This window comes from Pseudomonas sp. LJDD11 (genome assembly GCF_024584215.1).
Classification (GTDB): Bacteria; Pseudomonadota; Gammaproteobacteria; order Pseudomonadales; family Pseudomonadaceae; genus Aquipseudomonas.
In genome coordinates, this window is the sequence record NZ_JANJFL010000003.1 from 174,112 (window position 1) to 196,613 (window position 22,502).

At 58.9% G+C, this 22,502-nt stretch carries 17 protein-coding genes and 1 riboswitch; of the genes, 6 read left to right on the top strand and 11 right to left on the bottom strand.

Features of this window, described 5'->3' with window-relative positions:
- Positions 1-663 (bottom strand): RraA family protein, encoded by a 663-nt coding sequence (locus NRB16_RS05740; RefSeq protein WP_045491192.1) that lies wholly within the window; start codon positions 661-663, stop codon positions 1-3.
- Between the two features lie 107 nt (positions 664-770).
- Here NRB16_RS05740 and NRB16_RS05745 point away from each other — a divergent pair, with 107 nt between their 5' ends.
- Together NRB16_RS05745 and NRB16_RS05750 are read left to right on the top strand one after the other, a co-directional pair.
- Positions 771-1,673: a LysR family transcriptional regulator gene (locus NRB16_RS05745; RefSeq protein WP_045491190.1), complete on the top strand. Its 903-nt coding sequence runs from the start codon at positions 771-773 to the stop codon at positions 1,671-1,673.
- 85 nt (positions 1,674-1,758) lie between these two features.
- Complete coding sequence (locus tag NRB16_RS05750; RefSeq protein WP_257105677.1) at positions 1,759-2,568, top strand: alpha/beta fold hydrolase; 810 nt, start codon at positions 1,759-1,761, stop codon at positions 2,566-2,568.
- A gap of 105 nt (positions 2,569-2,673) precedes the next feature.
- On the opposite strand, the gene NRB16_RS05755 is transcribed toward NRB16_RS05750, so the two are convergent.
- A complete protein-coding gene (locus NRB16_RS05755; RefSeq protein WP_144403306.1) occupies positions 2,674-2,970 on the bottom strand; it encodes a DUF6124 family protein in 297 nt (98 codons plus the stop codon).
- 882 nt (positions 2,971-3,852) lie between these two features.
- On the opposite strand from NRB16_RS05755, the gene drt2 reads away from it, so the two are divergent.
- A complete protein-coding gene (gene drt2 / locus NRB16_RS05760) occupies positions 3,853-5,130 on the top strand; it encodes an antiviral reverse transcriptase Drt2 (RefSeq protein ID WP_257105678.1) in 1,278 nt (425 codons plus the stop codon).
- A gap of 558 nt (positions 5,131-5,688) precedes the next feature.
- Positions 5,689-6,324: a hypothetical protein gene (locus NRB16_RS05765; RefSeq protein WP_045491148.1), complete on the top strand. Its 636-nt coding sequence runs from the start codon at positions 5,689-5,691 to the stop codon at positions 6,322-6,324.
- 149 nt (positions 6,325-6,473) lie between these two features.
- Here NRB16_RS05765 and uca read toward each other — a convergent pair whose 3' ends face one another.
- From uca to NRB16_RS05795, 6 genes are all read right to left on the bottom strand, one after another.
- Positions 6,474-10,088 carry an urea carboxylase gene (gene uca / locus NRB16_RS05770; RefSeq protein WP_257105679.1) on the bottom strand — a complete coding sequence of 1,205 codons (3,615 nt, stop codon included), beginning with the start codon at positions 10,086-10,088 and terminating at the stop codon, positions 6,474-6,476.
- 208 nt (positions 10,089-10,296) lie between these two features.
- The gene (locus NRB16_RS05775) at positions 10,297-10,923 is read right to left on the bottom strand and encodes an urea amidolyase associated protein UAAP2 (protein ID WP_253140815.1); all 627 of its coding nucleotides are present in this window, start codon (positions 10,921-10,923) and stop codon (positions 10,297-10,299) included.
- A 9-nt stretch (positions 10,924-10,932) separates the two neighbouring features.
- The gene (locus NRB16_RS05780) at positions 10,933-11,646 is read right to left on the bottom strand and encodes an urea amidolyase associated protein UAAP1 (RefSeq protein ID WP_045491140.1); all 714 of its coding nucleotides are present in this window, start codon (positions 11,644-11,646) and stop codon (positions 10,933-10,935) included.
- A gap of 2 nt (positions 11,647-11,648) precedes the next feature.
- Positions 11,649-12,428 carry an ABC transporter ATP-binding protein gene (locus NRB16_RS05785; RefSeq protein ID WP_253112319.1) on the bottom strand — a complete coding sequence of 260 codons (780 nt, stop codon included), beginning with the start codon at positions 12,426-12,428 and terminating at the stop codon, positions 11,649-11,651.
- Positions 12,425-13,240, bottom strand: a complete 816-nt coding sequence (locus tag NRB16_RS05790; RefSeq protein ID WP_257105680.1) for an ABC transporter permease — start codon at positions 13,238-13,240, stop codon at positions 12,425-12,427. Before NRB16_RS05790 ends, NRB16_RS05785 begins: the two co-directional genes overlap by 4 nt.
- Before the next feature lie 13 nt (positions 13,241-13,253).
- A complete protein-coding gene (locus NRB16_RS05795) occupies positions 13,254-14,321 on the bottom strand; it encodes a putative urea ABC transporter substrate-binding protein (protein ID WP_257105681.1) in 1,068 nt (355 codons plus the stop codon).
- 65 nt (positions 14,322-14,386) lie between these two features.
- A riboswitch (guanidine-I (ykkC/yxkD leader) is annotated at positions 14,387-14,487 on the bottom strand.
- Between the two features lie 302 nt (positions 14,488-14,789).
- Between NRB16_RS05795 and NRB16_RS05800 the strand changes: the two genes are divergently transcribed.
- Positions 14,790-16,397: a methyl-accepting chemotaxis protein gene (locus NRB16_RS05800; RefSeq protein ID WP_257105682.1), complete on the top strand. Its 1,608-nt coding sequence runs from the start codon at positions 14,790-14,792 to the stop codon at positions 16,395-16,397.
- Positions 16,398-16,439: 42 nt separating this feature from the next.
- Here the strand turns inward: NRB16_RS05800 and NRB16_RS05805 are convergent, their stop codons facing one another.
- The 3 genes from NRB16_RS05805 to NRB16_RS05815 form a co-directional block, all read right to left on the bottom strand.
- Complete coding sequence (locus NRB16_RS05805; RefSeq protein ID WP_045491126.1) at positions 16,440-16,844, bottom strand: DUF2251 domain-containing protein; 405 nt, start codon at positions 16,842-16,844, stop codon at positions 16,440-16,442.
- 107 nt (positions 16,845-16,951) lie between these two features.
- Entirely contained in the window at positions 16,952-18,277 is a 1,326-nt protein-coding gene (locus NRB16_RS05810; RefSeq protein ID WP_257105683.1) for an LLM class flavin-dependent oxidoreductase, read from the bottom strand.
- Between the two features lie 251 nt (positions 18,278-18,528).
- Positions 18,529-20,475, bottom strand: a complete 1,947-nt coding sequence (locus NRB16_RS05815) for a BCCT family transporter (protein WP_257105735.1) — start codon at positions 20,473-20,475, stop codon at positions 18,529-18,531.
- Between the two features lie 539 nt (positions 20,476-21,014).
- Between NRB16_RS05815 and betB the strand changes: the two genes are divergently transcribed.
- Complete coding sequence (betB, locus tag NRB16_RS05820; protein WP_257105684.1) at positions 21,015-22,487, top strand: betaine-aldehyde dehydrogenase; 1,473 nt, start codon at positions 21,015-21,017, stop codon at positions 22,485-22,487.
- Positions 22,488-22,502: the final 15 nt, after the last annotated feature.

Consider the following 22,502-nt stretch of genomic DNA (forward strand, 5'->3'; position numbering starts at 1 on the left):
TCAGTGCTCCACCTTGATGGCTTCGAATTGGGTGTCATGCATGACTTCTTCCACAGAACGGCCTGCGCGGACGGCCTCGACCATGCCGGCCTGGCGTCGGTCAATGCGTTCGGCCAGTTCCAGTACCTTTTCGATGGCCGCTGCCGGGATGAATACCGTGCCGCATTCATCAGCAATCACATAATCGCCTTCGTCGACGTCCACCCCGGCCATGCGCACTTTGACAGCCGCGTCAGTCTGGATCAGTCGATTGCGGGCACTGATCATGGTGATCCCACGCCCAAAGACCGGATAACCAATATCGGCACTGCCCCGGATGTCACGGCTGAACCCATCGATGACCGAACCACGGATCCCTTTGCGCTGGGCGGCATTGGCCAGGATGTCGCCCCAGCTCGAAATGCCGGCGACCCCACCGGCAATCACCAAGACGCGGTCGTCAGTGGTGACTTTCTCGATAACCGGGGTAATCAAGTGAACGGTAGGTGCACTGTCCTGCTTCGGACCCAGTTGCACGGTACTGGCACGGCCAACGATTTTCGGGCAGTTCCACAGGGCGTGCAGGCCGTTGGTAGCGCCGGGCAGGTTCAAAAAATCCAGAGCATCGGAAATCGTGTTGGTATCCAACGCTGCCAGGCGATCAAGCGGGGCTTTCAAGCTCATCGGTTGCAGACCTCGTGTAGGTGAGACACGAGTATCAGCAAACCTTTTTCATACGTATATTACTAAGAAGCTAACCTTGTCATATCCAAAACCTATGGAAGCTAACCGTGATCAACTTCCGTCTGATACGCCATTTGTGGTTGTTCCTGGCCGTTGCCGAGGACCAGAATTTCAGCCGCGCCGCCAAACGTCTGGGCATGTCACAGCCGCCCTTGACCGAGCAGATCCAGGCACTTGAGCAGTCGTTGCGCGTGCAGTTGTTCACCCGTTCTCGTCGCGGCGCACAATTGACTGCTGCCGGAAGTGCAATCCTTCCTGCCGTCCGCAAATTTGCGGAGCAGCTGGAACGACTCGAGCTTGCAGTCCATGAAGCCGTCGCCGGGCACGCTGGGGTGCTCACAATTGGCGCCATCACCTCGGCAATGATTGACGTGCTGCCGCCTTTAATCGAGCGGTTCAAGCAAGATCATCCGTTGATCACTGTATCGATACGCGAGATTGACAGTGCCGATGCCGTTCCAGCGTTGGAGGCGGGGGACATTGACGTCGCTTTGGCACGTCTGGAAGGAAATCTGGGCCGGCATCTACAGTCGATACCGTTGGCTGAAGAGCGGCTGGCAGTGGCGCTACCTAACGATCATCCGCTCGCTGCGCACGAAGCAATCGGGCTATCGGCACTGGCTGACGAAACACTGGTCATGGCTTCAAGGGATGTGAGCCCGGTGTATTTTGACTATCTGGTAGGGCTGTGCAAAGCCAGTGGGTTTGCTCCGCGCATTGTGCATCAAGTTCGCTCTGTTGCTACTCAGGTAGCGTTTGTCAGTTGTGGGCAGGGCGTCGCATTGGTGCCCGCGTCAATGGGCAAACTTGCCCCCAACAACGTGCTGGTTCGCCCGCTCGACCCGGAAGTGAAAGTGGTTACAACCGCTATTGCCTGGCACGCCGGGCATAACAACCCGTTAGTTGAGGCGGTCATTGATCTGGCCAAGCAACGTTCAGCCATAGCTTGAGGATATGACAGAGTTCCTGTTTTCGTACTTTACAAATAGCCGGTCGGGTTCACTATGAGCCGGTCTATAAACAGGAACAATGACCGTGGCTTATTCCGCTCGTTTCACTCACGAAAAATTACCGCTGAACATCGACGGTGTGCAGATTGATTTAGCGGTCATACACCGATCGGGGCCCAAAGCGCCGATCCTGTTCCTGCACGGTTTTGGCTCTACCAAGGAAGATTATGCAGATATCACTTTGCAACCCGCGTTCGAAGGCCATCCCTTCATTGCCTACGATGCGCCTGGTTGCGGCGCGACAGAGTGCCACGATCTCTCGCGCGTCGGCATTGCGTTGTTGGTCAGAACGGCCGAAGTGGTACTGAAACATTTCGATATCGACCGGTTTCACCTGGTAGGGCACTCAATGGGGGGCCTGACCGGTTTGATGCTTGCGCATAATGAGCCTGGGCGAGTGCTCAGTTTCGTAAATATCGAAGGTAATATTGCGCCTGAGGACTGCTTTCTCAGCCGCCAGATCCACGACCACCCGCGCGAGGATGACGAGCGCTTTTTCCATGACTTCATTGAGCGCACCCGTTTGGCAACTGACCCGGCCAGCGCACTTTACGCCGCCAGCCTTGCACATAAAGTGCGACCTGGGGCGGTGCGTGGGATCTTCGAATCAATGGTCGAGCTGTCTGACAATGCGGAGCTGATGAGCAAGTTTCTGGCGCTGCCATTTGCGCGGCAATACATGTACGGCGTCAGCAACTCCCACCTGTCTTACCTTGCCGACATCGCTGCGCAAGGTGTCGATCTGGCGTGCATTCCGGATTGCGGCCACTTTCCGATGTATTCCAACCCAACGCTTATGTGGCAACACATCAAAAGGCTGCAGGACCGCGTTTGAGGCGGCCTATGTTTAATTGACTTCAGCGGGCCGGGTAAGTGAGGCCCGTATGGCCCTTGCCAGAACAATGCGGGACCTCTCACCGCCGCCGCATGTCCCAAATCATCAGCCCTTGCGCGTTGCAACCTCAGTTTGCTGCAGCGCCGCCAGCGTCGCTTCGATCAATACCCGCGCCATATCCAGTTGATGGACCACCGAACGCGCCATTGCCCGGCATTCGATACTTTGGCTGTTGGCGACTTCATCAGCAGCGGCCGAGGCGCATTCCAGATAATCGGCAGCGGCGATTAGCGCATCCTCGGCGTGGATGCCGGGGTTGACGCTGAACAGGCCGGGGCCGGCCAAGGGTAAGGGCAGGGCGAGGGTGGGTATTGGCGGTGGGTGGGGTGTAGATAAGATCATGATAGATAGTCCTCGATGTGGATGAGTGGCCCGCACACCTCGCGACTAAACAAAGGGGTGGTAGCCATGCACGGTTTAGTCGCCGGTACCGAGGACCCGGTGCGCCCGAAAGCACTCCGTGCACAGCCACCATAAAACGACGTCATAGCACCTACGGCGCATAACGGTCATGGGACTTGCTTGTTCGGTACGGAGCGACTAAACCCCATCGCTGCGATGAGCGACGGACAGGACATTAGCGACCGATGGACACCGTCACAAGCGGGGGCGGAGGATAACGCGAAAATTCAGAAGCGTCCTACAGGCTTGGGGTGATTTGGCTGTAGTGCGCTTGTGAATGTGTAACCGACTGTTCTTGAGCTTATCCAAAGCGAGAGTCCATGGCCCGGAAATGCTTCAGGCGGGAAGAGATGGTATCGGTACCCTGCACCATGCCGATCAACGATATCGAACGTGCCCGGTAACCTGCAGAGATGGTGCTTGTATCTTTGCCAATAGGGCGAAGTGAATTGGTCTGTCGTAGACCGGGTAGGGCAATTTGGGAAGCAAAATCGATTTGGATCAGTCTTCGTGGTGTGCTAGTCTTGCCTCGCTTGTGGCATTTGGCCACAAGGTGAATCACAGATTGTCAAGTTCGCATTGGTTCGCCGCGAAGGCTACCAGCAAACTCAACAATGATGCACGGAACCTCTTCATCGAGCACCTCCTAGCATTATACAAACAGTGATACTGACATTATACGTCATCCCTAGCAGTAGCGGCCTAGTTTATATAGCTAACACACGTATATGAATGGATAGTGTGGGGAACATTTAAGATTAGCCGGTGAGGCGCTCAGGACTGTCGCAATCCGAGTCTCACCGGTTGGCTTGAAGAGAAATCATGGAAGACAATACTTGGTTCAAAGCTCGTCACTACCTACATTTTGACCGCCCTGTTGGCGAGAAAACTGCGTGCAGCTATGCGACTGACCCTCGCAAGGTAAGTCGCCACTCTTTTTATCCCTTTATCCGTAATGCCACAGTCACGTCAAAGACCAAACACCACCCGCATTTACGGATGTTTGAAGTGGTCGAAAAAGTTAGGCCGATCTCTTACGCCGCACATATGGACTCCCATATATATGCCTATTACTCTTCAATTCTATCGCGACGGTACGAGAAAAAGCTGGAACGGCTTGGCCTTAGCACTTCCGTACTGGCGTTCCGAGCTTTAGGTGGTCAGAGCAATATTCATCATGCGCACAACGCCTTCCAGGAAATAAAAGCGCGAACTGAATGCAGTGTATTATGTTTTGATATCGAAAAGTTCTTCGACAGATTAAATCATCAGCTTCTGAAGGAAGCTTGGAAAGAAATTTTGGATGTTGCGGCTTTACCGGCTGATCATTACGCAGTCTTCAAGGCTATTACTAAGCATTCTTATGTGGAACGCAAACTGGTTTATGATGCGCTGGGTATTTCTTTGCATAACCCTGTGGTTGCTAATAAACGTCTTTGTGATGCCTTCGACTTCAGAAATATCGTTCGGGGCCAAAGCCTTGTCACGTCCAACTTGATGAAATATGGTATTCCCCAAGGTTCTCCGATAAGCGCAATCCTTTCCAATATGTACATGCTCGACTTTGATCGCGCGATGCTTCATTTCCTCTCCCGCACTGAATCTGTCTATTACCGATATTGTGATGACATCATGATCATCTGTCCAATCCAAGCCCAGAAAAGCATTGAGGCTGAGGTAGTGACTGAGATCAATAAGCTGCTTTTGAATATTCAAGAAGCGAAAACTGACATTCAGCGGTTCACGCGTGATAAATCGGGAAAGCTTTCTTCTGAAAGACCTATTCAGTACCTAGGATTTATGTTCGATGGTGAGCGGGCATTTATTCGACCAGCTTCGCTCACTCGCTATTACCGAAAAATGAAGGTCAGGGTGCGCTTGGCTAAGAAGGCCAAAGATCGTATTAACGGACTTCGTCGCTCGCGGGGAGAGGCAGACAAAGGTCTATTCCTCAGAGCGCTTTACAAAGGATACACCCATCTAGGGAGACGAAATTTCATAACATATGGGTATCGTGCAGCAAAAATTATGGACTCCAAAACCATCAGGCAACAGCTGCGTGCTCACTGGCGCAAGCTCCAGCAGGAGATCAATCTATAGGGCACCTCTAAAAACGTAAGCGAGGCAACGCAGGTAGTTTTTAGAGGTGCCCTATAGCGAGCAGAATCACTCTACGAGCTTCGGTGCTAGTCTATGAGGGGGCTACGGTAAAACCGTTAATCCACTGTTGGACGGTGGTTTTGTAGATTGCACACATTTCAAATATGCCAACTGGGTAGACGAAGGTAAGCCTTTGAATTCAACGTCAAGAGGTAATCGTGGGCGCGTGGGTATCGGCTGTCAGTGGTTGTTGATAGCAGATGGTAGCGAGCTCTTATAAATACGTTATTTAACATAATATACATTATGCGTAACAATGCATTGCCCGTTGTAACCAAGTCCCCAGCACAATCCACCACAGCGAAATCGGATACCTTCGCCTGAACACCGTTTCCAGTCACCAACCTTGCAAGCCTCCCAGACAGCTGCCTGTCTCCACAATCACCAGCATCACCTCATCTGCCATCGAACCAATCGCGCTTGATCGAATCGAAACCGGCTCGGCAGTTCCAATTTCGGATGGATGCCGTCTGTTCAAGTTTTTAAGGACGCAATTCGATGCACAGAAAAATTTTCCCCTTGGTAATTTTGGCCACTGCACTGGTCGGCTGTTCTGATCCCAAGAAAGCATCCGAGAGCAACTTCGAGAAAGCCACACAGGCCTGGCTCGATACGGCGTATCCGAAGTGCTTTCTGATGTCGGCATTCCCGACCGAGTCCAAGGAGTTCGATATCGGCAACAGCAATAAGATGTTGCATGCACTGGCGGGCGCTGGCGTGCTCAAGGAAGTTGAGTTATCCCGCAAAGAGATTCCAGCCTCGATCTTTCAGTCGGCGCGTACCCAGGTGCAATACTCCTATGATCTGACCGACGAAGGTCGCAAGTACTACAAGGCTGATGCCCAGAAGCTGCGTGATGGCTCCACGGCCCCTGGCCTGTGTATTGGCAAGGCCAAAGTCACCAAGATCGAGCAGTTCAGCGAGCCAGGCGACATGATGGGCCAGAAGATCTCCCGCGTGACTTATACCTACCGGGTGGACGATCTGCCCAAATGGGCGAGTGATCAGGCTGTTGTCGAGACGAATCGCGAGCTGGGCCCGATGGTTTCGAGCAAAGACACGCCGATCAAGGAGACCCGTGCGTTTATCTTGACCAACAATGGCTGGGTTCACGAAAGGCTGTTTGGCAAGTAAGATCGACAGATGCAGGGGGTTGCCCCCTGCCCTCTGAAAATATGCGTACGACACATAACTCAACTAAAGAAACATTTAGTTGAGTTATATTAAGCAGCATTCAGCGATGAGTTTCGAGTCTGTCCTCTACTCCTCATACGCCGTCCAACTCAAGCGCTTTCAGGCACTTTTCCAGCCTCAGCCTCCTGAATCACCACCACTCGCTGGCCGGCACGGATCGCACTACCAGGGCTCACCAGCACCTCCCGCACGATTCCGGCGCAGCTTGCCAGCACCGGTATTTCCATTTTCATCGACTCCAGAATCACCAGCACGTCCCCTGCTTCCACGTGCGTTCCCGGTGTGGCTTGCACTTGCCAGAGGTTGCCGGCTATCGGGCTTTCGACGCCTGAGCAGCCTTGCTCCAGGACGTCGTCCTGAGTGAGTTCGGCCACCTCCTCCTGGCTGTCGAAATGCGCCTGGCCGCTGGCGATCCAGCGTTCGCGCTCGGCGCGGAAGGCGGCCTGTTGTTGCTCGCGGAACGCTTCAATGCCGTCGGCCTCTTTCGCCAGGAAGTCCTGGTAATCCGACAGGCGCAGCTCCCCTTCTTCGATCTGCAGGTCAAACCTGCCGAGCGGGAAGTCACGCCGGATGGTGAGCAACTCGTCAGCCGTGACCGGGTAAAAGCGAATCTGGTCAAAGAAGCGCAGCAGCCAGGGCTTGCCGTTGAACGCGGCGACTTGCCGGTAGCGGTTCCACATCTGCAGGGTTCGCCCGACGAACTGATAGCCCCCCGGCCCTTCCATGCCGTACACACACATATAGGCACCGCCGATTCCGACCGAGTTTTCGGCGGTCCAGGTGCGGGCCGGGTTGTATTTGGTGGTCACCAGCCGGTGACGTGGGTCCAGCGGTGTGGCCACCGGCGCGCCGAGGTACACATCGCCCAAGCCCATGACCAGGTAACTGGCCTCGAAGACTGTACGCTGCACGGCGTCCAGATCCGGCAGGTCGTTTATGCGGCGGATGAATTCCAGGTTGCTGGGGCACCATGGGGCGTCCTTGCGCACCGTGGTCATGTATTTCTCGATGGCCAGCTGGCACGCCGGGTCATCCCAGGACAGCGGCAGATGCACAACGCGCGAGGGCACTTGCAGGTCGTCAGCGGCGCAGACCGCGTCCCACTCGCCAGCCACTGCACTCAGCAGTTGCTCCAGGCTTACCTGCTCTGGCTGGTAGTGCACTTGCAGTGAACGGATACCGGGGGTGAGATCGATCACACCATCCAGCGCCAGGCTTTCAAGTGCCTGCATCAGCGCATGGCCGCGAAAGCGCAATACCAGATTGAGTTCCGGGCCGCCGATTTCCAGCAGCAGATGGGTATCGCCGGCCAGCCGGGCGACCAGGCGGGTGTCGGACTCACCAATGTCGAGCACAATCGGCGATGCCAGCACGGCGGTCGCCACCTCGCCGATAACGGCCGGCGGCACCTCCAGCAATTCGCGGGTTGCCAGCTGGCGGGCCTGCACAACGTCGGTCGGGATGAAACGCAGCTTGTCACCGGCCTTGAGCTGGCCCAGTTGCCAGAGGTCAGCTTCGATGACGGTCACCGGGCAGACGAAGCCACCCAGGCTCGGACCGTCCGGGCCGAGGATCACCGGCATGTCGCCGGTGAAGTCCACTGCGCCGATGGCATATGGGTTGTCGTGGATATTGGAGGGGTGCAGGCCCGCTTCGCCGCCGTCGCTGCGCACCCATTCAGGCTTGGGGCCGATCAGGCGTACGCCGGTGCGGCTGGAGTTGAAGTGCACTTCCCAGTCGGTGGCGAAGAACCGGTCCATGTACGACTCGGTGAAGTACTCCGGCGCCCCATGCGGACCATAGATCACCCGGATGGCACGGACCGCAGGCAAGGCGGGTTGTCGCGGCAGAGACGCGCCGGCACTGGAGTCGCTCAGCTCCGTGATGTGCAGTACATCCCCTGCCCGCAACGCACGCCCCCCGTGGCCGCCAAACTGGCCGAGGGTGAAGGTACTTTTGCTGCCCAAGTAGTCCGGCACGTCAATTCCGCCGCGCAGGGTCAGGTAGCTGCGCGCGCCCGCCCCGCTGACGGCGCCCAGGGTCAGCACCGCGCCGGCCTTGACATGGATGGTCGTGTTCATCGGCGCCGCTTCGCCATCCAGGGTAACCGGCAGTGGCGCGCCAGTGACGGCCACCACCGCCTCGGTGTTGAAGCGCAGTACCGGGCCATTGATGGTGATCTCCAGACCTGCCAGCCCCTCCGGGTTGCCGAGCAGGCGGTTGCCAAGGCGCAAGGCGCGGCTGTCCATCGGACCGGAAGGCGGCACGCCCACCGCCCAATAGCCCAGCCGGCCGGGATAGTCCTGCACGCTGGTCTGGGTACCGCCGACCATCACTTCGAAGGTGTGCGGGTGGTAAACAAGCGCTTCCAAGCATCGCGTCCATGGCTGGCCCGTCACAAACGGCCGGCTGGCGAGGATTTCGCCCAGATAGCCACAGTTGGTTTCTACCCCATACAGGCGGGTATCGCCGAGCGCACGTTGCAGGCCGGTACGTGCCTGTTCGCGGTCCGGGGCCCAGGCGATGAGTTTGGCAATCATGGGGTCGAAAAACGGCGGGATTTCGCAGCCAGCCTCGACCCAGGTGTCGATCCGCAAGGCGCGCCCGTGCGCCGCAGGAAAGGCCACCGAGGTGAGCAAGCCAGGGCTTGGCTGAAAGTCTTTGCCAGGATCTTCGGCATACAACCTTGCCTGAATGGCGTGCCCGGTCGGCGTCAGTTGCTCGCGCAGTTCGCTCAGGGGCGGCAGTTCGCCGGCGGCCAGTTGCACCATCCAGCTCACCAGGTCGATGCCCCATACTTGCTCGGTGACGCCATGCTCGACCTGCAGCCGGGTATTGACCTCCAGAAAGTAGAAGCAGCCGGCATCGCTGTCATAGACGAACTCAACCGTGCCGGCACTGCGGTAGTTAACGGCCTTGGCCAGTTGCGCAGCGGCTTCACACAGTGCCTGCTCCATGCCCTGCGGCAGGTTGGGCGCCGGGGTTTCTTCGATGACTTTCTGGTTGCGGCGCTGAATGGAGCAGTCACGCACCCCCAGGGTCAGCACATCACCCTGACCGTCACCGAACACCTGAACCTCAAGGTGCCGCGCACGCTCGATGTATTTTTCAAGGAACACACCGGCGTCACTGAAATTGTTCTGGCCCAGGCGTTTGACTGTCTCGAACGCCTCGCTCAGTTGCTGGCTGTCGCGGCACACACGCATACCGATGCCGCCGCCACCGGCGGTGCTTTTGAGCATGACCGGGTAGCCAACCGCCTGCGCCTCAAGCAGTGCCTGCTCCAGCGTGTCCAGCAGTTCGGTGCCTTCGAGCAGCGGCACGCCCTGTTCGCGTGCCAGCGCGCGTGCGGTGTGCTTGAGGCCGAACAGCCGCAATTGCTCAGGCGTCGGCCCTACAAAGGCAATGCCAGCCGCTTCGCAGGCTTCGGCGAAGGCGGCATTTTCGGAAAGAAAACCGTAACCGGGGTGGATCGCGGTGGCGCCACTCGCCTGCGCGGCCGCCAGGATTTTATCGACGGCCAGATAAGTAGTGGCCGCTGCGCCCTCCCCCAGGCTCAAGGTCTGGTCAGCCTCCAATACATGGCGGCTGGCGAGGTCAGCCTCTGAATAGACAGCGACGCCTTTGACATTCAGTTCACGCAAGGTGCGCAGGATACGGCAAGCGATGGCGCCACGGTTGGCGATGAGCAACGATTCGAACATGACAACGTCCCCTGGAGGTCCATAAGCGCCTCGACTGGGTTGCGGGCCGTCCCGCAGTTGTAAGAAGTCCTGGGGTCGTCCCCGGACAGAAGGTCTTTAGCCACTCAGCGATGGTTGTCGGGGGCCTTGGGCGGCTCGCCTCGATACTGGCCGGCGCGGATCTCACAGGCCTTGAACAGCCACTGGCGGATACGCTCAAGCAGTGGCTTCAGTTCCATATCAGCACCTGCGCAGGGGTCGGGTTGTAGCCGTTGCAGGGGTTGTTGAGCTGCGGGCAGTTGGAAATCAGCACCATCACATCCATTTGCGCCGTCAGTTGCACGTACTTGCCTGCCCCCGAGATGCCGTCTTCAAACGTCAGGCCACCGTCAGGTGTCACCGGCACGTTCATGAAGAAGTTGATGTTCGGCGCGATGTCGCGCTTGCCAAGCCGGCCATCGTGGCAGCAAGCACGCAGGTAGTTGTCGCGGCAACTGTGCATGTGGCGTTTTTCCAGGGCATAGCGCACCGTGTTGCTCTCTTGGGCGCAGGCGCCGCCAAGGGTATCGTGGCGACCGCAGTTGTCCTGGGTGATGGTCAGCATCGGCCGGCCCAGGTTGGAGTAGAGCACGCTGCCCTCGCCCAGATAGACGTTTGCCTGCTTGCGCAGCGTGCGCTGCACGTCGTAGCGCTCGCGGGGGTTGGCCGTACTGTAGAACAGCGTATCGATTGCCTGATTGCCTTCCAGGTCAAGAATGCGCAGGGTCTGCCCGGCCTTGACTTCGCCAAGCCATGGCTCACCGGCCGCAATGGTTGCCCTGAAAGCAGCGGTGTCGGGTTGCAGGTTACGGGTCATGGCAAGTCCTCAAGCAAACAGGCGATGGGTATTGATAAAGCCGCGCTCGTTCTCTGGACGCGAGGTGCGGCAATGCTCGGCCACCGACTCGTCAGCGTTGGCGAACGTGAGCTGGACCGGCTTGGGCGCGTACACAGGTGCCGGGTCCATCGGGTGTTGCAAGGCGGTCACCACAAACAGCGTGTCCATGGGCGCATACAGTTCGATGACATCGCCGGCTTGCGAATGCCCTTGGGCGAAGTGCAACCCGCCCTGCTCGTCCACCTCAACACGACTGAACAGGTTCAGCGGCATGGTCAGATCGGTCAGTTGCAGGTCCCATTTGCCCATTTCCACCAGCAGGTTGTCGGTCCCGTTGCGGTAAAAACCGTTACGCAGTTCCTGGTAGCGGCCGACGCCATATTTCTCTTGCACCTCGTCTGCGTTGAGCACGCCACCGATGCTGTCGCTCCAGCCGGTGCTGTCCTGAGTGATCGCCGCCAGTACCCGGCCCATGTCTGAATACAGGCAATGGCCGCGGGTCAGCTTTGCGGTGTGCTGGCATTTGAGGGAATCGGGCAGGTTCAGCCGCTCGCTTTTCTCATGGGCGTTGAACAGCATCAGGCTGACATTGGCGCCACCCTCAAGGTCGGTAAACCGCACGACTTGCCCGCGTTTGAGCACAAATGACAGATGCCCGCCGCCTGGCAGCAGGTCTTCTGCGATGGTCTGTGTGTAAGACATGATTAGCTTCCTGTGTGCAGCGATAAGGATTCAGGGATAAAGCCCGACATGGCGCTGGTGCGTTGGCTGTTAAGCGGCAGGTCATACGTCACCCGCGAGCCGAAGGCCGTGGGCGCATGTGGGTCCAGACGCACCTTGTCAAAGACCAGCAGGCGGGTGCCGAGGCTGAACCCTTCACTCAGGTCATGGGTCACCATAAACACCGTCAGCCCGGTCTCTTGCCACAGCTCCAGCAGCAAGGCATGCATGTCCTTGCGAATGCCTGGGTCCAGCGCGCCGAACGGCTCGTCGAGCAGCAGCACCTTGGGTTTCATGATCAGCGCCTGGGCAATCGCCAGACGCTGCTGCATGCCGCCGGACAACTGGCTGGGGTACTTGTCTTGGGCATGGGCCAGCCCCACCCTGGCCAGCAGTTGCGCAGCCTGCTCACGGGCTTCACGCTTTGCCCGCCCCAGCAGGCGGCCCAGCCAGGGCGCACGGGGCAGCTCAAGGCCCAGCGCCACGTTGTCCAGCACACTCAGATGCGGGAACACCGAATAGCGCTGGAAAACCACGCCCCGGCTGGAATCGGGCTCGGCCACCAGCGGTTGGCCGTTGAGCAGGATCTGCCCCCGGCTCGGCCGTTCCTGGCCCAGCAGCATGCGCAGGAAGGTCGACTTGCCACAGCCCGAGGCGCCCACCATGGTGCAGAACTCACCTTCGGCAATACTGAGGTTCAGGCCTTCGAGCACGACATGCTCACCGTATTGCTGCCAGACATTGCTGACTTCGATAAAGCTCATGGGCGTGCCCCTTCATACCAAGGGAAAGCCCGGCGTGTGAGGGTCTTGAGCAGCCAGTCGGTCAGCCAGGCCAGCAGCGTGATCCACACCACGTAGGGCAAAATCACGTCCATCGCCAGGTAGCGCCGTACCAGAAAAATCCGGTAACCCAGGCCATCTTCCGAGGCGATCGCTTCAGCGGCGATCAGAAACAGCCAGGCCGAGCCCAGTACCAGCCGCAGCGAAATGAGCAGCCGGGGTAACAGTTGCGGCAAGACCACTCGCAGGATCAGCGTCCAGCTGGTCGCCCCCAGGGTTTGCGCCTTGATCAGTAGCTCCGCCGGGATTTCGCGGACCCGCTGCTCCAGATCCCGGGCCAGGATCGGGGTGATGCCGATCACGATCAGCATCACCTTCGACAGCTCGCCCAGGCCAAAGACAATGAACAGGATCGGCAGGATCGCCAGCGGTGGCACCATCGACAGCACCACCAGCAGCGGCGACAACGATGCGCCGAAGATGGGCAAGGCCCCGGAGGCAATCCCCAGGCACAGCCCCAGCGCCGCACTGATCGCCAGGCCTGTGGCCAGCCGCTTGAGGCTTGAACCGGTGTCCTGCCAGAGCAGGTACTCACCGCTGCGTTTGTCCTCGACAAAAGCCACCCGCTCGATCGCTGCGCCCATCTGCGCTGCGCCAGGCAGTAATTTGTCATTGGGATTGTCAGCCAGCCGCTGGGCTGAACTGACAAAATAGGCAAACAGCACCAACACGAAAGGCAGCAGCATCAGCAGCATGCGTGAGGGGCGGTCCGGGTGGCGATTGATCAAACGCATGATGTGCCCCTTTTCAAAGCGAACCGTCAGCAGCCATCTGCACGTAGGCCGGATCGAACCTCAGCTTGAGGTTGGCCTGGTTGCCAAGCACCTGGCCGCTGGCAAAGCTCATCCCCACGGCGCCGCTGTCTGCGGCGCCGTCGCCCAGCAAACCATGGTCAAAGGAGAATGCAGCAACCTTGTGCATGGTGTTGGCGAGTTCCGGACTGCGCACGAATGCCAGGGCCGACTGGGGGGTGGCGAACAAGTGGGTGGTGGCAAGCTGGCTCTTGAAGCCGTCCAGGCTGGTGCCGGAGGCTTTGGCCATGTGTTCCAGGGCGCGTTGCTGCTCTGCTGACTGGCTGGCCATCAAGGCCATGACTTCATACCAGGCGCCGGTAAGGGCCTTGCCCAGCGCGGGGTTGTCTTGCAGGGTCTGGGTATTGACGACCAACAGGTCAAGAATCTCGCCGGGGATCTTGCTGGAATCGAACACCTGGGTGACATCCGGCTTGGCGGTGATCTCGGCCAGCATCGGATTCCAGGTGGTCACCGCCTGCACATCAGGGGTATCGAAGGCAGCGGCAATATCGGCATCGGAGGTATTGATGACCTTCAGGTCACGCTCTTTGAGCCCGACAGTGTCCAGGCCCCGGGCGAGCAAGTAATGGGAAACCGACAGCTCGACCAGATTGACGTTCATGCCCTTGAGGTCTTGCAGCGTCTTGCCCTTGCCCTTGAGCACCACACCGTCGTTACCATTGGAATAGTCGCCGACGATCAACGCGGTGCTGTCAACGCCGCCCGCGGCCGGAATGGTCAGTGCGTCCATATTGGTCATCGAGCAGCCATCGAACTGGCCAGCCGTGTACTGGTTGATCGACTCTACGTAATCGTTAACCTGAGTGAGCTTGATGTGGATGCCGTATTTGTCGGCCCACTTTTTGATGATGCCCTCAGAGGCGGCATATTCCCAAGGCATCCAGCCTGCATAGATCGTCCAGCAGATGTCGAAGTCGGTTTTGACTGCGGCTTTGGAATGAGGGCTGGCGAACAGCACAAGGCTTGCGGCCAGGACAGCGCTAACAAATGACTTTCGCATGGAGGGACTCCAGTTGACTGTGGACGGACAAGGAGCAGCGCGACACCCGTTGCATCAGGTGGTCTGTCTCCCGGGCTTTTATCCCGCCGTGTAACCTCAACTGGAGGTCGTCAGCTCTCGGACCTGACGCTCGCTTTCGCAAGCCGGAACCCTAGCCAACCATTTTCAGATTTTGGTGCTATAGCTCGCGCTACTCCCGCACACCAAGGCTAATGCCAGAGGCGTGCCAACATGTCGGGCAGGCGCTTTGATCAGCCTGGCAGCCTTGCCAGTCGGCCCTCACGGGCCAACACGAGCGTCGCTGCGCGGTTTTCTGGCAAGCGATCACGCAGGGCCTGTGCGCTCGTGTGGGGCGCACCGCACTCCATTAGGGCGTTGCTTGGCCTGAGTGCTGCGCCGCGCTACAAGACAATACCGCCCATCACAATCTATGCTTGGCTCACACTGCTGAATCAGGGATGTCGCATCATGAATATTCGCCAGAAGATTATCGGTTTCGGCCTGGTCGGCACTCTCGCCGTCTGGTTACTCGGTGCCGCCGGGCTGCTCGGGCAGCATGTCCAGAACACCGCTCTGACCCGCAATGACGACAGCCTGACCGCGATTCGTAATCATATGGAGGGCGACATGATGCACGATGCCCTGCGTGCCGATGTGCTGGCGGCGCTGCTGGTCGATCGTCAGGACAAGGCCGAAGTGCAGCAGGTGCTGGCCGACCTCGATGAGCATGCGAAGTGGTTCCGTACCGTGGTCCGGAACAACCTCGCCCTGCCCCTTGATGCCGATCTGAAGCAGGCGATCGGTGACCTGCAACCGCTCCTTGAAGCGTATATAAACAGTGCCTCTTCGATCATTCGTCTGGCACTGGAGTCGCCTGAGCAGGCACGCGCGCAACTGCCAGCGTTTTTGAATACGTTCAAGGAGCTTGAAGAGCGCAATTCAGCACTCAGCGACCTGATCAGCAACAATGCCGACGCCACCCGGCAACAAAGCCGCGCTGCGCTGCAGCAGAACGTCACCGTCCTGAGCGGCGGGATCGCTCTGGTCACTGTGGTGATGTTGCTGTGCACGCTACAACTGCTGCGTTCGGTGCTGCGGCCACTGGGCAGCACCATGCGTATTGCCGAACGCATTGCCCAGGGCGACCTCACCGGCGAAATTGACGCACACGACCGCGATGAAACCGGACGGCTGCTGCGTGCATTGGCTGAGATGCGCGATAACCTGCGGCAGATGATCCAGGCAATTCAGCAGGAAAACCAGCTGCTGCACAGTGTCGTCCAGGAGTTGGGACAGTCCTCTACCAGCCTGGTACAGCGCGCCAGCCAGCAGTCGCAAAGCGCTTCAAGCATGGCCGCGGCAACTGAACAGATGATCACCAACATCACCAGGATCGCTGAGCATGCCCGGGATGCACAGTCGTTCTCCAGCCAGTCTGAACGCCTGGCCAGTGACGGCGGCGACGTGATTCTCAACGTGGTGGACGGCATGCAGGGTATCGACGTAGCGGTCAACCGTTCTTCAGAAGCCATCACGGCGCTGGGCCAGAGTTCGGAAGAGATTCACTCGATCATCCAGGTGATTAACAGCATCGCCGAACAGACCAACCTGCTCGCGCTCAATGCCGCCATCGAAGCGGCCCGCGCCGGTGAAGCCGGCAGAGGCTTTGCCGTGGTGGCGGACGAAGTGCGCGGTCTGGCTGCACGTACCGCACAATCGACCCGGGAAATCACCGCAATGATCGAGCGCATCCGGCAAAGCACCGGCCAGGCGGTCGACAGCATGCAGACCGGCGTCTCTCGGGTACGTGAAGGTGTGGCACTGGCCACGCAGGCAGGCGATTCGATCAGGCAGATTCGTCAGGGCGCGCGCCAGTCGGCGACGGTGGTCGAAGAAATCTCCCAGACCATCACCGAACAATCCCGGGCCAGTCAGGAGGTTGCGCAACAGGTCGAATTGATCGCCCGCATGGCACACGACAACACCCAGGTCATGAATGACCTGGCTGCCGCTGCCCAGCGGCTGGGCAATATTGCTGAGGGGATGCAGGCAAGCGTGATGCGTTTCCGGCTTTGAATGGTCCGGCGACGCCGTGCGCCGGGGGTAAGGCCAAAAGGCTCAGGCAAAAAGATTCAGCGCCTCGTCATCCCAATCGTGCCCCTTCTGCGACCAACCGTTACCCGCCGGCTCCGGGAAACCGCTGCGGCAATAACCCTGTTTGCTGTCGAAATCGAAAATCGCGTGAGGATAATCATTGATCAGCAGCACCGCCTTGCGATGGTCGGTGGACCAGCCGATTTTCACTGTCGATGGCTGATTACGGTCAGATACATTGCTGACGTTATAGATATGCAAGGCATCCTGAATCGGATTGCCGTCAGCACTGGTGTCCAAGGCGTAGAAGTAGCCTGTGTCCTCATCGTCTTCAAATACCACCACATACGGCCCCTCCTGCGCTGGCGCTTCAAGGACCAAAGGGGTTCCAACCTGCAAGGTGCTTTCGCCAGCCAGGTAGATCGTCATGAGACTGTTCCTTCGAAAATGTCAGTGACATGCTGACCATCGGCGGAGGATTTTTATCCCTTACTGGCCCTTTCGCGACCAGGGTCGCTGCCACAGCGGTGCAGTGCTTATGATCTGCGACTGAACCGCGGAATTTCCAGCCCCAGGCTTTCGCGCAATGTGCTGCCTTCATATTCGCGGCGATACACCCCGCGCTCCTGCAACAGCGGAATCACCTCCTGAGTGAAGCGCTTGAACTGTCCCGGATGGCCGATATAGATGTTGTAGCCATCCACCGCACGCGCCTCGAACCATTCGGTCAATTTCGCCGCCACGGTTTCAGCCGAGCCAACAAACGCCCCCGGCCGCAGTTGTCGGCCAAACTCCACAGCCTGGCGCAAGCTGAAGCCCTTTTCCCGAGCCTGATCGGCAATGCGTTTGGCGTTGGTGAAGAAGCTGCTACGCGCATATTCCAGGCTCTCTTGCGGGAATGGCGCGTCCAGGTCGTATTGGCTGAAATCGTGCCAGCCGAAGTTACGCCCGAACTCTTTGAGCGCCAGTTCGAAGCTGTGGTCTTGCTGATGGTAGTGGCGCTCGATTTCCCGGGCGTGTTGGTCGGTATCGCCCACGTAAATCTCCGCGCCCGGCAGAATCAGGATCTGCTCGGGGTCACGCCCCAGGCGCCGGGCACGTTCTTTTATATCGCGGTAGAACGCCTGGCCCTGCTCGATGCTGGCGGCGTGGGTGAAAATCACATCCGCCGTGGCGGCGCCCAGCTCGCGGCCCTGCTGCGAGTCACCGGCCTGGAAAATCACCGGCTGGCCCTGCGGCGAACGCTGGATGTTCAGCGGTCCGGCCACCGAGAAATGTTCGCCTTTGTGATGCAGGGCGTGCAGCTTGCTGGTGTCGAGAAACTCGCCTGTGCTGCGGTCACGGGTGAAGGCATCGTCCTCATAGGAGTGCCACAGCTTTTGCACCACCTCGACGTGCTCTTGGGCGCGGCTGTAGCGGGTGTCGTAGTCGTAGTGCTCGTCCAGCCCATAGTTGCCTGAGGTGCCGGCGTCGCCGCTGGTGACCACATTCCAGCCAGCGCGGCCCTTGCTGATCAGGTCCAGCGACGCCAGACGCCGGGCGACGTTGAACGGCGCGTTATAGGAAGTGGTCAGGGTGCCGACCAGGCCGATGTGTCTGGTGCTGACCGCCAGCGCTGATAACAGGGTCAGCGGTTCCAGCCGATTGAGGTAATGCGAGGGCGAGCCGGGAGTGATGAACTGGCTGTCGACGATGAAAATCAGATCGAACAGTGCGGCTTCTGCCTGGCGGGCGATGTCGATGTACCAGTCGATGTTCACACTGGCATCGGCCGGCAGCTGCGGATCAAGCCACAGGTTGTGCTTGCCCGGCCCGCCGCAACCCATGGTCAGGGCGCCGAGTTTGATCTGTCGCTTGCTCATTGTGTCCGATCCCTTGCGTCTGGCGATCTATTGGATCGCTCTGAATAACCGATATGGTTATAAGCTAACCACTTGCCGGGATCGTGTGAAATTCGCTTTGGACATAATCTAATTCCAAATCATGCGAATGATTGATTATTTGATTTCCATCAAATGATTGGCGCCACCTCGTAGGAGCGGCCAAGCGGCTATACGCTTGAGCTTTGAGGCCTTCGCGGCTGAAGCCGCTCCTACGAGAAATCTACTGAAGATCAGGTATACACCCGGTCCAGGCGATGTTGGTGGGTGTCGAACTGATCGAGTACGTCCTGGGTGATCTGCTCCTGGGTAAAGCCCATCAGGTCGTACTCCTGGCTGCCGGTAAACAGATACACCTCGGCCCGGTAGAAACGCCTGCGTGGCTCACTGTCGCCGTCACTGCCGAGGTCATTCGGTGCCGCCAGATAACCGTCCAGGCTGACTTCGTAAACGAACGGGTTGCCCTCCTCCAGATCAATGCGCAAACCCATCATCGAGCGCGACTGTCCTACCCGACTGACCACCTCAAAACCCCGCTCCTGCAATTGCAGCACGGCGTCCTTCAGCGCGGGACTGACGTGTTGATCCATGAAGCGCTGCACCGTGGCCTGGTTAGGTTGCAGGTCCATCTGGCCCAACCGCTCGGCAAAACCGCGCCGCCCGCGAGCGGCCAGTTCGGCTTTGGTCTGTTCCTGCAACTGGTCCTGCTGCATGGCCTTGTACAAACCATACATAAACACCGCCAGTACCACCGAGAACGGCAGCCCCGCCAGCACGACCATGGTCTGCATCGCCTCGAAGTTACCCGCCAGCAACAGCCCGATGGTCACCAGAGTGATGATCGTCGACCAGACGATGCGCATCCAGTGCGGTGCGTCTTCGTCCACATCGCCGCCCTTGCAGGAAAGGTTGGCCATCATCACCGCACCGGAATCGGCCGGGGTCAGGAACAGCACGAAACCGACGAAAATTGCCACCCCGACCACCACCTTGGCGGCCGGGAAGTACTCCAGCAGTTTATAGATCGACATGGCCGGCTGTTCCACGGCGATCTTGCCCAGCTCCGCAGCGCCGCCGTTGATCACCAGGTCCAGTGCGGTATTACCGAAAATCGACAGCCAGGCCAGGGTGAAGCCCAGCGGGATCAACAGCACACCGGCGACCAGCTCGCGTACCGTGCGGCCACGGGAGATTCGGGCGATGAACATGCCCACGAATGGCCCCCAGGAAATCCACCACGCCCAATAGAACACGGTCCACAGCCCCAGCCAGCGCTCCGAGCGCGCGGCGGCGTTCTCGTACACGTAGAGATCGAAGGTCTTCAGCACCAGGCCATTGAGGTAGTCGCCGATATTCTGCACAAAGCCGTTGAGCAGGTACTGGGTGGGGCCGGCCAACAGCACGAACAACAACAGGCTGCTGAACAGCACGATGTTCAGGTTCGACAGGCGGCGAATACCGTTTTCGACACCGGAAACCGCCGCAATGGTCGCCACAGTGCTCATCACCAGAATGACGATCAGCAGGTTGCTGTTGCTGTGCTCGATGCCAAACAGATACTCCAGCCCTGAGGCCACCTGCATCGAACCGATGCCCAGGTTGGTGACCAGGCCCAGCAGGGTCACGAACATGCCGAAGATGTCGACGGTGTCTCCCGCCACGCCCTTGACCCAACGTTCACCCATCAGCGGGTACAGCGCCGAGCGCAGTGCCAGCGGCTGGTTGTGCCGGTAGGCGAAGTACGCCACCGCCAGCCCGACCAGCGCGTAGATCGCCCAGCCATGCAGCCCCCAGTGCAGAAAGGTCAATTGCAGCCCCTGCCGCGCCGCCTCCAGGCTGGCCGCAGGGCCCTCGGGCGGATTGAAGTAATGGTCCAGCGGCTCGGAAGCGCCGAAGTACAACAATGAAATGCCGATGCCGGAAGAGAACAGCATGCCGGCCCAGGCGCCGTAGCTGAAATCGGGCTGATCATCCTTGCTGCCCAGTTTGAGTTTACCGAACGAGCTGAACGCGATACCGATCACGAACACCAGGTAAGCGGCAATCATCAACATGTAATACCAGCCGAAATTGCGCGACAGCCAGGCCTGGGCCTGCCCCAGCACACGGCCAGCGGTTTCGGGTGCAGCGATCAGCAAGGCAGTCAATAGCAGGACCAACAGCGCCGAAGTGAAGAACACCACGCGGTTGACCCTTGGCTTCTCGGTGGAAGCCTTTATCAGGGAGGCAGAACTCATTGCACGGCTCCAAGGCAGAGCGAGGTGAATAACGCCGCAGGCTAAAGCCGGCAGCCCATGTGTGCCGGCATCCATGAGTCAGGGCGCATCAGGCGGCGCACGGCTCCCACCTGTCTGCGCAGGTATCGGGAATAGGGAGCCGCTGGCAGGGTTTGAGCGAACGTGCAGCGAAATATCGCGAACGTCTGGCGTCATGCCCTGTCACAAACTTTACGGAATGCCTCTCTGCGACTGCTTGACTGTTCAAGGAAACAGCCAGCAGCGGCAGATTGTCGCAGAGCTTATTTGTTATTGATTGATTGTTCAATATAAAAAAGGTAGGCTGAATTTCGTTAATCACGGCCAGCCATGGCCTGACCTTTGGCGGCCCTATGCGCCGGTGCACTGCACCGCACGAATGAGAAATCGCGCCTGAGTCCTGGCTCCTTGCATCTGGATCAAGACGCGAATCGCCAATCAACCATTTGCCTTGCGAGAACCCTATGGCCCGTTTTGAAACGCAAAAACTCTATATCGATGGCGGTTATGTCGACGCCAGCGGCACCGAGACCTTTGACGCCATCAACCCAGCCAACGGTGAAGTCCTGGCCAAGGTGCAGCGCGCCACTGCCGCTGACGTTGACCGCGCGGTAAAGAGCGCCGAGAAAGGCCAGAAAATCTGGGCCGCGATGACCGCGACAGAACGCTCGCGGATTCTGCGCCGCGCCGTGGACATCCTGCGTGAGCGCAACGACGAGCTGGCTAAGCTCGAAACCCTGGACACCGGCAAGGCCTATTCGGAAACCCGCTACGTCGACATCGTCACCGGTGCCGATGTGCTGGAGTACTACGCAGGCCTGGCGGTCGCCATCGAAGGTGAGCAAATCCCGCTGCGTGACACATCCTTTGTCTATACCCGCCGCGAGCCACTGGGCATCACCGCCGGTATCGGTGCATGGAACTACCCGATCCAGATCGCCCTGTGGAAGTCGGCCCCGGCCCTGGCCGCCGGCAACGCGATGATCTTCAAACCGAGTGAAGTCACCTCCCTGACCACCCTGAAACTGGCCGAGATCTTCACCCAGGCCGGCCTGCCCGATGGCGTGTTCAACGTCCTGACCGGCAGCGGTCGGGATGTCGGTAGCGCACTGACCGAGCACCCGCAGATCGAGAAGGTCTCGTTCACCGGTGGCACCAGCACCGGTAAAAAAGTCATGGCCAGCGCGTCGGCTTCGAGCCTCAAGGAAGTGACCATGGAACTGGGCGGCAAGTCGCCGCTGATCATTTTCGCCGACGCCGACCTGGACAAGGCCGCCGACATCGCAATGATGGCCAACTTCTACAGCTCCGGTCAGGTGTGCACCAACGGTACTCGCGTATTTGTACCGACCGCGCTCAAGGCCGAGTTCGAAGCGAAGATCGTCGAGCGCGTCAAACGCATCCGGGTTGGCGATCCGACCATCGAGACCACCAACTTCGGCCCGCTGGTCAGCTTCGCGCACATGGAAAGCGTGCTGGGCTACATCGCCAAGGGTAAAGAAGAAGGCGCACGGCTGCTGATTGGCGGCGAGCGCCTGACTGAAGGTGCACTGGCACAGGGTGCCTACGTGGCGCCGACCGTATTCACCGACTGCAGCGACGAGATGACCATCGTGCGCGAAGAAATCTTCGGCCCGGTGATGAGCATCCTGACTTACGACAGCGAAGAAGAAGTCATCCGCCGCGCCAACGACACCGACTACGGCCTGGCTGCCGGTATCGTCACCCAGGACCTGACCCGCGCCCACCGCGTGATTCACCAGCTGGAAGCCGGTATTTGCTGGATCAACGCCTGGGGTGAGTCGGCCGCGCAAATGCCTGTAGGTGGCTACAAACAGTCCGGCGTCGGTCGTGAAAACGGCATTTCGTCCCTGGCGCAGTACACCCGCATCAAGTCGGTGCAAGTCGAGCTGGGCGACTACGCGTCCGTCTTCTGAACAACGAGATATTGA

Bases quoted from the DNA above. Each gene is read 5' to 3' on its own strand.
- NRB16_RS05740 (WP_045491192.1), bottom strand. From the start codon at position 663: ATGAGCTTGAAAGCCCCGCTTGATCGCCTGGCAGCGTTGGATACCAAC.
- NRB16_RS05755 (WP_144403306.1), bottom strand. From the start codon at position 2,970: ATGATCTTATCTACACCCCACCCACCGCCAATACCCACCCTCGCCCTG.
- drt2 (WP_257105678.1), top strand. From the start codon at position 3,853: ATGGAAGACAATACTTGGTTCAAAGCTCGTCACTACCTACATTTTGAC.
- NRB16_RS05765 (WP_045491148.1), top strand. From the start codon at position 5,689: ATGCACAGAAAAATTTTCCCCTTGGTAATTTTGGCCACTGCACTGGTC.
- uca (WP_257105679.1), bottom strand. From the start codon at position 10,088: ATGTTCGAATCGTTGCTCATCGCCAACCGTGGCGCCATCGCTTGCCGT.
- NRB16_RS05775 (WP_253140815.1), bottom strand. From the start codon at position 10,923: ATGACCCGTAACCTGCAACCCGACACCGCTGCTTTCAGGGCAACCATT.
- NRB16_RS05780 (WP_045491140.1), bottom strand. From the start codon at position 11,646: ATGTCTTACACACAGACCATCGCAGAAGACCTGCTGCCAGGCGGCGGG.
- NRB16_RS05785 (WP_253112319.1), bottom strand. From the start codon at position 12,428: ATGAGCTTTATCGAAGTCAGCAATGTCTGGCAGCAATACGGTGAGCAT.
- NRB16_RS05790 (WP_257105680.1), bottom strand. From the start codon at position 13,240: ATGCGTTTGATCAATCGCCACCCGGACCGCCCCTCACGCATGCTGCTG.
- NRB16_RS05795 (WP_257105681.1), bottom strand. From the start codon at position 14,321: ATGCGAAAGTCATTTGTTAGCGCTGTCCTGGCCGCAAGCCTTGTGCTG.
- NRB16_RS05800 (WP_257105682.1), top strand. From the start codon at position 14,790: ATGAATATTCGCCAGAAGATTATCGGTTTCGGCCTGGTCGGCACTCTC.
- NRB16_RS05805 (WP_045491126.1), bottom strand. From the start codon at position 16,844: ATGACGATCTACCTGGCTGGCGAAAGCACCTTGCAGGTTGGAACCCCT.
- NRB16_RS05810 (WP_257105683.1), bottom strand. From the start codon at position 18,277: ATGAGCAAGCGACAGATCAAACTCGGCGCCCTGACCATGGGTTGCGGC.
- betB (WP_257105684.1), top strand. From the start codon at position 21,015: ATGGCCCGTTTTGAAACGCAAAAACTCTATATCGATGGCGGTTATGTC.